Here is a 12533-nt window from a genome sequence, read left to right on the forward strand (position 1 = left end):
CGCTTTGTGACACGACGTGCCCCCGGTTCCGGGCCCCGTCCGACGCGATGCCCCCCTGGGCGATCAGGACTGCTGCCGGGTGATGTCGAACATCCAGGTGATCCCGAACTTGTCCACGAGCGTGCCGGCCTCGTCGCCCCAGATCTGCTTCTCGAGGGGCAGCGTCACGGTGCCGCCGACGGACAGCCGCTCGAAGTACGCGCGGAGGCCGGCGTCGTCCCCGCCGAGGTAGAGCGCGACGTTGGTGCCCGGGTTGAAGGGGACCCGCTCGGGGACGTCCCACGCCATCACCGTGAAACCGGCCGCGGTGCTGAGCGTGGCGTGCATGATCCTGTCGTGGTCGGGCGACTCCGACGAGCCGAAGTCGCCGAACGTGCCCAGCTCCAGCGTGCCGCCGAGGACGTCGTGGTAGAACTCCATCGCCTGCCGGGCATCCCCGTCGAAGGAGATGTACGGATTGAGCCGAGATCCCACCTGGTGCTCCTTGCTGAGAGTACGAACGGGCGAACGTGCGAACCGGGCGACGGGCGCGGACGGACCGGCCGGGCCCGTCGCCCGGTCCCTGGTGCCGGTCGCGGCACTAGGTGGGGATGCCGCCGCGATTGATCTTCGGCACCTCGATGCCCAGCGCGCGCAACTGCTGGAAGGGGTTCATGAACTCGCGTTGCTGCTTGATCCGGCCGTCTTCGAGCAGGAACGAGTGGATGAAGTGGTTCCTGTAGTGGCCGGGCGGGTAGTCCGGGTAGAGGATCCGCCCCTCTCCGTCACACTCGACCCAGAATCTGTTGGGGTCCTGCGTCTCGAAGATCTCGACGTTCTTCCACTCCCAGTCGGGGAACATGCGCAGCGACCACTCGCCGTGCGCCTTGAGTTTCTCGTGTCCCTGGGAGCTGACCGGTTCGCCGGTGTCGCTGGTCCACAGGCCGGCGCTGCCGTCCTCGGTGAAGAGCAGGTAGCGCGTCAGCCGGTTCTCGCCCTTGCGCCGCATGTAGTCCGCGACGACGGCGCGGTGCCGGGCGCGCAGGCCCAGGTCGGCCTCGAGCCCCTCGGGCCGGGCGTCTTCCGTTCCCATCTCGTGTTCCTCGATCCATGGTCCGTGCGTGGACATTGACGTGGTGTGCGCGGCCGGCCGCCGGTCGCCGGCCGGAATCGGCCGGAGGCCGCGTCAGAGCCGGAGCTCGGGCCGGTAGACGTCCAGCCAGGTGCTCAGGTCGAGCACACGCTCCATGCCGTTGCGGACGTCGATCGGCATGGTGGCCGAGTCACGCCGCGTGATGTCCTCCAGCCAGCTCCGGTCGACCAGATCGAAGACCGGGTCGTCGGTCGTGAGCAGCTCCTTGGACTGCTGCAGCAGCGCGCTGGTGTAGTGCGGGTCCAGCGTGGCGGGGTAGGGGGCCTTCACCCGGTTCAGCACCGACCGCGGCAGCAGGTCCGCGGTCGCGGCGCGGAGCAGGCTCTTCTCCCGGCCGTCGAAGGTCTTGAGCGACCACGGGGTGTTGTAGACGTACTCGACGAGGCGGTGGTCGCAGAAGGGGACCCGGACCTCCAGCCCGACGGCCATGCTGATCCGGTCCTTGCGCTCCAGGAGCATTCGGACGAAGCGCGTCAGGTGCAGGTGGCACATCACCCGCATCCGCATCTCGTGGTCGCTCTCGCCCTCTCCCCGCTCGACCTCGCCGACCGCGTCGGAGTAGCGGTCCCGGATGTACGTGGGCAGGTCGAGGGCGGCGGTGATGTCGGCGTTGAACCGATCGGACACCTGGGCCCGCGCGCCGCTGACGAAGACGGCCATCCAGGGGAAGGTCCGCGCCGCCTGGACCTCCGGCTGGTGGAACCACCTGTACCCGCCGAAGACCTCGTCGGCGGACTCACCGGACAGGGCGACCGTGGACTGCTCCCGGATGGCCTGGAACAGCAGGTAGAGCGAGTTGTCCATGTCACCGAGGCTGAGCGGACTGTCGCGCGCGGTGATGACGGCCCGGCGCACCGCCGGGTCGGCGATCGAGGCGTGGTCGAGCACGATGGACTCGTGCTGGGAGCCGACGTGCGCGGCCACCTCCAGCGCGTACGGGGCGTCCGTCGTGCCCCGCAGTTCGTCGGCGACGAAGTCGTCCTCCCGTCCGACGAAGTCCACCGCGAAGCTGCGCACCCGTTCGCCGGGCTCGCCGTGTTCCCCGGGCCGGCCCAGCTTGGCGGCGGCCAGCGCGGTGATCACGCTGGAGTCCAGGCCGCCGGAGAGCAGGGTGCAGCGCGGGACGTCGGAGACCGTCTGGCGGCTGACGATGTCCTCGAGCAGTTCGCGCACGGTGGCGACGGTGGTCTCCCGGTCGTCGGTGTGCGGACGGGTGGGCAGCGTCCAGTAGCGGTGCTCGCGCAGGCCGGAGCGGTCGACGGTGACCAGGCCGCCCGGGACCACCTCGTTCATCCCGCACCACACGGCGCTGCCCGGCGTCTGGGTGAAGCTGACCAGTTCCCGCAGTCCGGCGAGGTCGACGGCGCGGTCCGCCAGCGGGTTGGCGAGGATCGCCTTCGGCTCGGAGCCGAATATCACCCCGTCGTCGGTGCTGGAGTAGTAGAGAGGCTTGACGCCCATCCGGTCGCGGATCATCACGAGCTTCTCGGCCCTGGAATCCCAGACGGCGAAGGCGAACATGCCGTTGAGCCGTTCGGCGACCGCTTCGCCCCACTCCAGGTAGCCGTGGAGCACGACCTCGGTGTCGCTGCGGGTCCGGAACCGATGGCCCCGACGAATCAACTCGGCCCTGAGTTCCGTGTAGTTGTAGACCTCACCGGTATAGGTGATCGTCACCGGGCCGTCGTCGGTGGGCACCACCATGGGCTGGGTGCCGCCTTCGAGGTCGATGACCGCCAGCCGTCGATGGCCGATGGCCGCATGCCGGTCGAGCCAGGCGCCGCCGGCGTCCGGTCCCCGGCAGGCCATGGTCTCCGTCATCGCGTCCAGCCGCGCGCGTTGCTGAGTCAGATCCCGGTCGAACGAGACCCAGCCCGTCATTCCACACATCGACTTGCCTTTCTTCCTGTCGAGTTCACGGTCCGGAGCGCGGTCAGGGTTGGAGCCGGCCCGTACGCCAGCCGGAACCGTCGCGCTCGTAACGCAGCCTCTGGTGCAACCGGTCCTCCGGGTCGGCCTGCCAGAACTCCACCGACGCCGGCTCCAGCAGGTAGCCCAGCCAACGGTCGGGGCGGGGCAGCGCCGAGCCGCCCCGGCCCAGTTCCCTGGCCTTCTCCCGCAGCGCGTCCTCGTCCAGCAGCGGCGCGCTCTGGTGCGCCGCCACCGACATCGGGTGCGTGCCGACGGGCCGGGCCGCCCACAGGGCCTCGGACTCCTCGTCGGGCAGCGGACGGGCCGGGCCGCTCACGCTCACCTGGCGGCCGGCCTCGCGCCAGTAGAAGACCCCGGCCGCCCAGCCGGTGCCGGCCAGGTCCCGGCCCTTGCGGCTGTCGGCGTGGCTGGCGAACACCAGACCCGTCGTGCGGACCTTGAGCACCTGGACGATCCGGTTGGAGGCGTGGCCGCGGGCGTCGACGGTGGCCAGCGCCAGCGCGCCCGGCTCGCGGACGGCGTCCGCGACCGCGCTGTCGAACCAGGCCCGGAGCAGCTCCATCGGTTCGGCGGGCGGGGCGGTGAACCCTTCGGCGGTCCGGGGCCGGGCCGACGCGCTCACGACGACTTCCCCACCGGTTCGAAGGCCAGTCCGCGTTCGACCAGCCGGCCGGAGTGGGCCCCTTCGACGACGGCCTCGACGTCGGACATCATCCGGACGGCCGGCGGGTGTCCGATGAGCTCGGTGGCCCGGTTCGGCGGCATCGGTGCCGTCAGGTCGGCGTCGGAATCCCACAGCATGACGGCGCCCCAGCGGTTGGTCTCCCGGTCGGAGATCCAGAACTTCAACCGCATTCCGCGGATCTCCGTCCACGGATCCACGCCCTCGTCGCGCAGGTACACGCGCAAGGAGTCGATGGTCTGGCCGGACCCGGTGAGGTCCCACCAGGAAATGGTGGCTTTCATGCGTTCAGTACCTCCGCGGTCTCCATCAGCGGTACGAGCAGCTCGGCCAGGACGCGCTCGCTGTCCTGGGTGAGCACGGACTCGAGGTGGAACTGCACCGAGCCGAAGCGCGGGCCGCGCAGGGCGTGCACCTCGCCCGTGCCGGCGTCGCGGCAGACCTCCACCTCGCCCACACCGGGGCACTCCAGCCGGCCGGTTCGCGCGCGGGCCGAGTAGGAGTTGTAGAACCCCACGCGTTCGCGCGAGCCGAACAGGTCGATCTCGCGCTGGGTGCCCTGGTTCGGGACGTCCCGGCGCCGCAGTTCGAGCCCGAGGTGCCGGCAGAGCAACTGATGGCTCAGGCAGACGGCGAGGAAGGGGATGCGCCGGGACAGCAACTCCTCGATGACCGAGGTGAGCCGGGCCATCCTGGGGTGGCCGGTCTCCCGCGGGTCGCCGGGGCCCGGGCCCATGACGACGAGGTCGTGTTCGTCGAGGCGGTGGGACGCGTCGAAGCCGCTGAGTTCCACGGTCAGGCCGATGGCGCGCAGCTGGTGGGCCAGCATCGCGCTGAAGGTGTCCTCGGCGTCGACGACCAGCACCCGGCGGCCGTCCAGTACCGGATGGGGCCGCGCGCGCTTCCCGGCCTCGCTGAGCCAGAAGTTCGCGAGCGTCTCGTTGCGCGTGCCCAGCGCCCCCTGGATCAGCGGGTGCGCGTCGAGCCGCCCGTCGGCACCCAGCGCCGCGAGCACACCCGCGGCCTTGGTGCGGGTCTCGGCGACCTCGGCGTCGGGGTCGGAGTGCCGGACCAGGGTCGCGCCCACGCCGACCTCGACGTGACCGGTGTCGTCGGCGTCCTGGGTCCGGATGTCGGCGGTACGGATGAGGATGGCCGAGTCCAGGGTGCGCGTGCCGTCGGCCGCACGGCCGATCAGGGCCGCGACGCCCCCGTAGTACCCGCGGCCGCGGGGCTCGTGGCGGGCGATCACCCGGCAGGCGTTCTCGAGCGGGCTGCCGGTCACGGTGGGGGCGAACATCGTCTCCCGCAGGATGTCCCGGGGATCGAGGTCGCTGTGCCCCTCGATGGTGTACTCGGTGTGCGCGAGCCAGGCCATCTCCCGCAGGAACGGCCCCGTCACGCGGCCGCCGCCCCGGCAGACCCGGGCCATCATCTTGAGTTCCTCGTCGAGGACCATGTACAGCTCGTCGGTCTCCTTGCCGTCGGAGAGGAACTCGATGACCTCCGACAGGACCGGCCCCGTGGCCGGGTAGCGGTAGGTGCCGCTGATCGGGGTCATCGCCGCGACGCCGTCGCGCAGGCTGACGTGGCGCTCCGGTGTGGCACCGACGAAGGTCCGCGTGCCGGTGTGCACGAGGAAGGTCCAGTAGGCGCCGCTCTCCCGGGTGAGCAGCCGGCGGAACAGGCTCAGTGCGCTGCGCGTCGAGTATCCGGTGATGCCGGCGACGAACGAGCGCTTGATGACGAAGTTCGAGCCCTCTCCGGTGCCTATCTCGTTCTCGAGCACGGCGCGGACCGTGTCCGCGTAGGCCGCGTCGTCGGTGTCGAAGCGCCCGCCGGTCAGGGCGATCGGCTCGTCCGGCAAGGCACTCAGCGCTTCGGCCGTGCTGATCCGCCCCTGTTCGGTCACCGACATCGCGAGCAGGGGCGAGCCGTCCTCGGCGGCTGCGAAGCCGCGCTCGGTGATCTGCCGGTGGGGCACCAGGACCAGCGTCTCGTGCCTGGCCTCTCCGGGCCGCCCGGTCCGGTCGGCCACCGGGATGTCGGCGAGCCGGGCCGGGGTGCTGACCTGGCCCAGCAGGATCTCCACACTGCCCGGGCCCACGGTCTCGGGGCGGTGCAGCAGGGCGAAGGCACCCGGATCGGGGCCGAGCACGCGCGCGAGCAACCGCGTCGAGTTCATCGGAAGACCTCCTCGGTGGTGGTGACCACCGAGCAGCGAGCGGCCGCGTAGTCGAGGGCCAGCCGGTGGTGGTCGGCGGAGAAGTCGCCGAGGGCGTCGGCGACCAGGAACGTCTGGATGTCGTTGGTGAACGCCTCCAGGGCTGTCGCCAGCACACCGACGTGTGCGTACACCCCGCAGACGATCAGCTGGTCGCGGCCCTGGGCACGCAGCCGCGCCAGCAGGTCCGAGCGGAAGAACGCGCTGTAGCGCCACTTGGTGAGCACCAGGTCCGCCGGCCGGGGTGCGAGCTCCGTGACGATCCGACGGTCGGCGGGGTCCACCCTCATGCCCGGACCCCAGAAGTCCTTGAGCAGGCCGCGGTCCTCGTCCGTCATGCCCCCGGGTTGCGCGGTGTAGAACACCGGGACATCGAGTTCGGCGCACCGCTCCCGCAGGTCCGCGCAGTGGCGCACGAGCGGGTCGCGCACCGCCGGGGGGAAGGGCGCGAGGAAGTACCGCTGCATGTCGTGGACGAGCAGGGCCGCGCGGCTCGGGGCGGGTGTCCACTGGGCCGTGCTGGTGGGCAGTTCAGCCGCTGTCGGCAGTGAGTACGCTGGGATCGGGGCTAAGCCCGCCACGGTTCTTCCTTCGCTCGGTTCGTCATCGTCTGCGTCCGCCAGGCCGACACCACGGACACCGCCTGGCGCGGATTGAGCCGCGGGTCGCACAGCGTCGTGTACTTGTCACCGATCCGGTCGATGTCGTCGGCGGTGTCGGCGCATTCGGTCACCGGGTCGGGAGTGGTCTCCAGGTGGATTCCGCCCGGTGTTCCGCCGGCCGCGCGTACGGCGGTCTGGAAGGCCGTGACCTCGCGGACGATCGTCTCCACGACTCGGGTCTTGCGTCCGTCGGCGGTGGTCACGGTGTTCCCGTGCATGGGGTCGACCAGCCAGACCACCGGGTGCCCGGCGGAGCGTACGGCCCGGACCAACGGCGGCAGCAGATCCGACGCCGCATCGGCGCCCATCCGGGCGATCAGGGTGAGGCGTCCCGGTTCCTTCCCGGGGTCGAGCCGCGCGCACACCCCGAGCAGCTCGGTGACCGTCATCCGCGGTCCGACCTTGCACGCCACGGGGTTCACCACCTGGGCCAGCAGCGCGACGTGGGCTCCCTCGAGCTGGCGGGTCCGCTCGCCGATCCAGGGCCAGTGTGTCGAAGTGAGGGCGAGCCGGCCCTCCCGGTCCGGTCGCAGCATCGGGATCTCGTAGTCGAGCAGCAGAGCCTCGTGGCTGGTCCAGACGGCCGGGGCCAGGCGCGCCCGCGGCGTCGGACAGAGGTTGGCCATGAGCCGGCTCGCCGCACGGTAGCCGGCCAGCAGGCGTCGGGGGTCGGGTCGCCGTGCTTCCGGGTCCGGCTCCGGACCGTTCACCATGTGACCTCGGTAGACCGGGATCTCGACGCCGCCGGCCAACTCGGTGTGCGCCGAACGGGGTTTGGCGTACTGGCCCGCGATCCGGCCGACCCGCACCACCCGCTGATGGGTGGTCGCGTGCATGACGCCGGCGAGTACGTCGAGGAGGTTCGCCTTCCGTTCCGCGTCCGCCGCGGTGCATTCCGCGGGATCCTCCGCGCAGTCGCCCGCCTGCACCACCTGCGCGTGCCCGGCGGCGACTTCGGCGAGCAACCCCCGGAGCCCGGTCAGCGACTCGGCCTCCACGAGCGGAGGAAGGGCCGCCAGCACATCCCGGACATGCTCGACCTGAGCCGGGTCCTCCCACTCGGGCTGCTGTCGCGCGACCGGGGCCCGCGCGATTTCCAACGAGGTGACGTTCAAGCGTTCTCCAAACATCGGGCGCGTCGGCAGCCTGCTGTCCGCGCATGGACCGCTCGCCCGCTGCCAATAGCCCATGGCGAAATCCAACAGGGCGCCGGGCGGCGCCCCGGAATACGTGATTGTGGGCGCGGCGGATTTATGGCCGACGCACGGACAAGTCGGCGGAGCGCAATGAATACGAAGACTGCCCGGACAGTCGGATCAGTGATGGGACGGCTTTCCGCGGCGGGCCGATGTTCCGCCGCCGTGGGGCGGGTACGGATTGTCCTGGACGTACAGCCACCTGCCGTCCGAATGCTGACGCACGGTGTCGCAGAAATTCCCGGTGAAGCGCTCCCGGGTGCCGTCCGGCCTGTTCTGCTCCAGGGTGTAGTCACCCATGATGGCCGCCATGCGGTCACCGCTTCCGTGCGCCCCGCCCGCCTCCACGGTCTGGCGAGGATTGACGGTGAGCACCGGATCCGCCTTGAACCAATCGATGTAGAACGCTCGGATTTCCGCGTGGCCCCTGACGAGCGTCCCGTCGTAGTTGACGAGCGCCGCGTCCGGCTCGTGGAGAGCGAGGATGCCGTCCACGTCCTTGGCTTTGATCCGCTCGCCCAGGAGTTGCAGCAACTCGGCCGGTGTGTGCGGAGGGTTCTTTGTCCGGCCGGCATCCGCCGGCCTCGCGGCAGCAGGTGACTCACTCGTAGCCGCCGACGCGTTCGCCGTATCGGTCTGGATGAAAGTAGGGCCTGCGATGCTCGCGGCCGTGAACACAATGGCCGATGCCGCGATCGACAGCGTGAGCTTGATTCTGCTCATGGCATCCCCCCGAAAATGGAGATGGCAGCAGGCTGATAGAACGCCACTATGGCGTCGGCCGTACCGAATGGCCCCCGTTTGCCACCCCGCCCCGTTGATGACGTCATGCAACATTCTGAACCGATCCCTGTCAACCCTTCCGAAAATGTAGAGGATGTCGTTCCGTTATTCCATCTGTCCCAGGTGTTGAAGTGGAACGCCGGCCGCATCGCGGAGACCTGCGGATATCGCAGTTTCCGGAGCGCCGTCCGGCAGGGCCCGGATGGCGGGGCCGGGGTGGTCGGAAAGCAGGAGCTTCGAAATCCGGAGGCCGGAATTCTGAATTCGCCGGATTGCGGCGGCGCCACCGCTATGGCGTGAGCACGTCAATTCGCGACCTTGGTCGCGTGCCCGGCCGTGCGGCGAGGCCGCCGTCGCCTCGATGGCTGCTCCAGAAACTATTGCAAGCAGTCGCTTGCAATAGTTAGCAAGCTGGCGCACCATGGGGCCATGGCATCACTCAACGTCGGCAACCTCGGCGAGTACCTGCGCGAGCAGCGGCGCACCGCGCAGTTGTCGTTGCGGCAGCTCGCCGATGCGGCCGGGGTGTCCAATCCGTATCTCAGCCAGATCGAGCGCGGCCTGCGCAAGCCGAGCGCGGACATCCTCCAGCAGCTGGCCAAGGCGCTGCGGATCTCCGCCGAGACGCTGTACGTGCAGGCCGGGATCCTGGATGAGCGGGAGCGGGAGGAGCTGGAGACGCGGGCCGTCATCCTCGCCGACCCCTCCATCAACGAGCGGCAGAAGCAGGTGCTGCTCCAGATCTACGACTCCTTCCGCAAGGAGAACGCGTCGGCCGCGGACGGCACCGCCGACGGTGCCGCGCCGGCCCCCGGCGGGGGCGTGCGAGCGGAAGGCCGTACGGAGGACGCCGCGGCCGCGGAACCCCCGGCCGGTGCCACGGAACCCGTCGCCGGTGCGGACGGCGACGGGGGCCGGGCGGCCGGCGGGCGGGCCGGCGACGGTGCCGCCATCCCACCCTCACTCTGATCCAGGAGGACCCACAGTCATGGCCATCACCGATGACCTGCGCAAGAATCTCACCGACCCGAAGCCGCTCTACTTCGCGGCCGGCGCCGCCGACCTCGTCGTCGAGCAGGCCAAGAAGGTGCCCGAGCTGATCGAGCAGCTGCGGGTCGAGGCGCCGTCGCGCATCGAGGCCGTACGGAACTCGGACCCCAAGGCCGTCCAGGACCGGGTCGCCGGTCAGGCCAAGGAGGCTCAGGCGACCGTGCAGGCCAAGTTCAACGAGGTGATCGGGGCACTGGACACCGATCTGAAGAAGCTGGGCGAGACCGCCCAGCACGTCGCGCTGCGTGGTGTGGGCGTGGCCGCCGAGTACGCGGTCAAGGCCCGGGAGACGTACGAGAAGGTCGCCGAGCGCGGCGAGCAGACCGTACGGTCCTGGCGCGGTGAGGCCGCCGACGAGATCACCGAGATCGCCGTCGCCGTCGAGCCCGAGACCTCCGCGAAGCCGGAGCCCGTGAAGACCGAGCCAGTGAAGACCGAGCCCGTGAAGACCGAGCCCGTGAAGACCGAGCCCGCGACGGGCGCCGCCAAGCCGGCGACCGCCAAGAAGCCCGCCGCGCGCAAGAGCACGGCGAAGAAGAGCACCCCGCCGTCCTCCGCCAAGTAACGGTGGCGCGGGCGCCCCGGCCGGTCCGGGGAACCGGGCGCGCGGGGGCGCGCGATTCACGCGGCGATCAGGGTGGCGATCACGCGTGATCCACGAGACAGGGATCACGCGCCGGTGGTCACGCGCGGGGAATACGCGGGTAGGAACAGCTCGGGCCGGGCACCACAGCGGTGTCCGGCCCGTTCTTCGGTTACCTTTGCGGTCGGTCCGCTAGGCGTTTCATCCATTTTTAGGCGGTGCTCAGTATGTTGCTCTCGGCGTTCGGAACGTTCCTGTGGCTGCTCAACCTGGCCATGCTCGTCCTCGCCGTCGTCGCGCTGTTCCTCTCGGCGATCGCCCGTGACGACGCGTACCGGGCCGCGGACAAGCAGACCAAGACGTTCTGGCTGATCATCCTGGGGGTCACGGTCGCGGTGAACCTCCTGGTGCCGATGCTCTTCCTCCAGATCGCCGGGTTGGTCGCGACGATCGTCTTCTTCGTCGACGTGCGGCCCGCGATCCAGCAGGTGTCCGGCGGCGGCAGGGGGCGCCGGGGCGGTTCCAGCAGCGACGGCCCTTACGGACCGTACAACGGCGGACGCTGACTGTACGGGCGGGCGCCGGCCCGGACCCGGCGCGCGTGGCGGCCCCGCCCCCGGCACGCGCGCCGACGCCCCTCGGGCCCCGTGGCCCGTACCGCTCAGACCCCGCTGTCCCGCCCCAGCAACAGCACCGCCACGTCGTCGTTCAGCTCGCCGCCGTTCAGCTCCTGCGCCTGCGTGACCGCCGCCTCCAGCAGGTCGTCGCCGCTCAGGCCCTCCGCCAGCCGACCATTGATCATGTCGAGCATGCCCTCCTGGCCGAGCCGTTCGGAGGCGCCGGGGCCGGTCCGGCCCTCGATCAGGCCGTCCGTGTACATCATCAGACCCCACGCGCCGCCCAGCTCGACGTGGCGGCGCGGCCACCGGGCGCGCGACAGCAGCCCCAGCGCCGGGCCGCCCTCCTCGTTCGGGATCAGCTGTTTGGCCCGGCCCCGGTGGGTGACCAGCGGTGACGGGTGGCCGGCCAGGCAGATCCCGGCCCGCCGGCCGTCCGGTGCGATGTCGACCGTGCAGAGCGTCGCGAAGATCTCCTCGCTCTCCCGCTCGTGCTCCAGCACCTGCTGGAGCGTGGAGAGCAGCTGATCACCGCAGAGTCCCGCCAGCGTCAGCGCGCGCCAGGCGATCCGCAGTTCCACGCCCAGCGCGGCCTCGTCGGGGCCATGGCCGGAGACGTCGCCGATCATGGCGTGAACCGTGCCGTCGGGCGTACGGACCGTGTCGTAGAAGTCACCCCCGAGCAGCGCCCGCGAGCGGCCCGGCCGGTAGCGGGCCGCGAACCGCAGGTCCGAGCCCTGGAGCAGGGGCGTGGGCAGCAGCCCGCGCTCCAGCCGGGCGTTCTCCTGGGCGCGCAGCCGGGACTCGGTGAGCTGCCGCTGTGCCACGTCCGCGCGCTTGCGCTCGACGGCGTACTGGATCGCCCTGCTCAGCAGCCGCACGTCCAGTTCGTCGCGGAACAGGTAGTCCTGTGCCCCGACCCGTACGGCCGCCGCCGCCCGCTCCGCGTCGCCCTCGGCCGCCAGGGCGAGGACGGCATGGCGCGGCGCGAGCCGCAGGACGTGCTTGAGAGGGGCGAGCTCGTCGCCGTCGTCCGCGCCCGGCAGGCCCAGGTCCACGAGGACGCAGTGGATGTCGTCCGTGAGCAGCCGCTCGGCCTCGGTGAGGTTGCGCGCGGTACGGATGCGGACACGCGTGCCCGCCGTCTCGGGCAGCTCCGAGGCGGTGAACGTGGCCGACGGGTCCTCGTCGATCACGAGGACGATCAGGTCGCCGCCCTTCGCGGGCGTCGCGGTGGCCGACGGCGCGGCCGGTCCGGCGGCACGGGGAGGCGCGGCCGAACCGGTCGGTCCGGTGGATACGGCTGCTCCGGTCGCTCCGGTCGCATTGGCAGGGCCGGTCGTTCCGGCAGGGCCGGTCGGCCTGGTCGGCTCCGGGGAGCCGGTGCAGTCTGTGGGGCTTGTGCGCTGCCGCGGTACGGGTACAGGCACGTGCATCGGTCTGGGTTTCCTTCCCTCCCCCCGAGGGCGCGGTGGAGCGACGATCGACGCACCACCAGACGGGGACCATAGCGTCAGCGGCGGTTCAAGTGGAATGCCATGGCGATGACGAGCCATCGTCATATGCCGCATCAGCCCCCGCATATGGCGTTTTTCGGGCACCGTCGGCCATGACAAACATCACGTACGAGGGAACTTCGTGCTGCGCCGGTCGTGGGCTGCGTCACACCTCG

At 70.7% G+C, this 12533-nt stretch carries 14 protein-coding genes; 4 read left to right on the forward strand and 10 right to left on the reverse strand.

Annotated features, from left to right (window positions below):
* Window positions 1-63 precede the first annotated feature (63 nt).
* From ACU6P3_RS18215 to ACU6P3_RS18255, 9 genes are all read right to left on the reverse strand, one after another.
* Window positions 64-474: a VOC family protein gene (locus ACU6P3_RS18215; protein WP_447193234.1), complete on the reverse strand. Its 411-nt coding sequence runs from the start codon at window positions 472-474 to the stop codon at window positions 64-66.
* Window positions 475-580: 106 nt separating this feature from the next.
* A complete protein-coding gene (locus ACU6P3_RS18220; protein ID WP_447193235.1) occupies window positions 581-1072 on the reverse strand; it encodes a PhzA/PhzB family protein in 492 nt (163 codons plus the stop codon).
* A 93-nt stretch (window positions 1073-1165) separates the two neighbouring features.
* Window positions 1166-3022, reverse strand: coding sequence for an asparagine synthase (glutamine-hydrolyzing) (asnB, locus tag ACU6P3_RS18225; protein WP_447193236.1), 1857 nt, complete (start codon window positions 3020-3022; stop codon window positions 1166-1168).
* 43 nt (window positions 3023-3065) lie between these two features.
* Complete coding sequence (phzG, locus tag ACU6P3_RS18230) at window positions 3066-3686, reverse strand: phenazine biosynthesis FMN-dependent oxidase PhzG (RefSeq protein WP_447193237.1); 621 nt, start codon at window positions 3684-3686, stop codon at window positions 3066-3068.
* Window positions 3683-4030, reverse strand: a complete 348-nt coding sequence (locus tag ACU6P3_RS18235; protein ID WP_447193238.1) for a hypothetical protein — start codon at window positions 4028-4030, stop codon at window positions 3683-3685. The genes phzG and ACU6P3_RS18235 overlap by 4 nt, the downstream gene beginning before the upstream one ends.
* Window positions 4027-5931 (reverse strand): anthranilate synthase family protein, encoded by a 1905-nt coding sequence (locus ACU6P3_RS18240; RefSeq protein WP_447193239.1) that lies wholly within the window; start codon window positions 5929-5931, stop codon window positions 4027-4029. Before ACU6P3_RS18240 ends, ACU6P3_RS18235 begins: the two co-directional genes overlap by 4 nt.
* Window positions 5928-6551: an isochorismatase family protein gene (locus tag ACU6P3_RS18245; RefSeq protein WP_447193240.1), complete on the reverse strand. Its 624-nt coding sequence runs from the start codon at window positions 6549-6551 to the stop codon at window positions 5928-5930. Before ACU6P3_RS18245 ends, ACU6P3_RS18240 begins: the two co-directional genes overlap by 4 nt.
* On the reverse strand, window positions 6539-7747 hold the full coding sequence (locus ACU6P3_RS18250; RefSeq protein WP_447193241.1) for a 3-deoxy-7-phosphoheptulonate synthase: 1209 nt from the start codon (window positions 7745-7747) through the stop codon (window positions 6539-6541). Before ACU6P3_RS18250 ends, ACU6P3_RS18245 begins: the two co-directional genes overlap by 13 nt.
* A gap of 201 nt (window positions 7748-7948) precedes the next feature.
* Window positions 7949-8362 (reverse strand): YybH family protein, encoded by a 414-nt coding sequence (locus ACU6P3_RS18255; RefSeq protein ID WP_447193242.1) that lies wholly within the window; start codon window positions 8360-8362, stop codon window positions 7949-7951.
* Between the two features lie 294 nt (window positions 8363-8656).
* Between ACU6P3_RS18255 and ACU6P3_RS18260 the strand changes: the two genes are divergently transcribed.
* The 4 genes from ACU6P3_RS18260 to ACU6P3_RS18275 all read left to right on the forward strand — a co-directional run bounded on the left by ACU6P3_RS18260 (window position 8657) and on the right by ACU6P3_RS18275 (window position 10810).
* On the forward strand, window positions 8657-8911 hold the full coding sequence (locus ACU6P3_RS18260) for a hypothetical protein (protein WP_447193243.1): 255 nt from the start codon (window positions 8657-8659) through the stop codon (window positions 8909-8911).
* A 129-nt stretch (window positions 8912-9040) separates the two neighbouring features.
* Window positions 9041-9580: a helix-turn-helix domain-containing protein gene (locus tag ACU6P3_RS18265; protein WP_447193244.1), complete on the forward strand. Its 540-nt coding sequence runs from the start codon at window positions 9041-9043 to the stop codon at window positions 9578-9580.
* 19 nt (window positions 9581-9599) lie between these two features.
* Window positions 9600-10226 (forward strand): hypothetical protein, encoded by a 627-nt coding sequence (locus ACU6P3_RS18270; protein WP_447193245.1) that lies wholly within the window; start codon window positions 9600-9602, stop codon window positions 10224-10226.
* Between the two features lie 245 nt (window positions 10227-10471).
* Window positions 10472-10810 (forward strand): DUF2516 family protein, encoded by a 339-nt coding sequence (locus tag ACU6P3_RS18275; protein WP_447197946.1) that lies wholly within the window; start codon window positions 10472-10474, stop codon window positions 10808-10810.
* A gap of 95 nt (window positions 10811-10905) precedes the next feature.
* Here the strand turns inward: ACU6P3_RS18275 and ACU6P3_RS18280 are convergent, their stop codons facing one another.
* On the reverse strand, window positions 10906-12291 hold the full coding sequence (locus ACU6P3_RS18280; RefSeq protein ID WP_447197947.1) for a PP2C family protein-serine/threonine phosphatase: 1386 nt from the start codon (window positions 12289-12291) through the stop codon (window positions 10906-10908).
* Window positions 12292-12533 lie beyond the last annotated feature (242 nt).

Source organism: Streptomyces hebeiensis, from assembly GCF_052983195.1.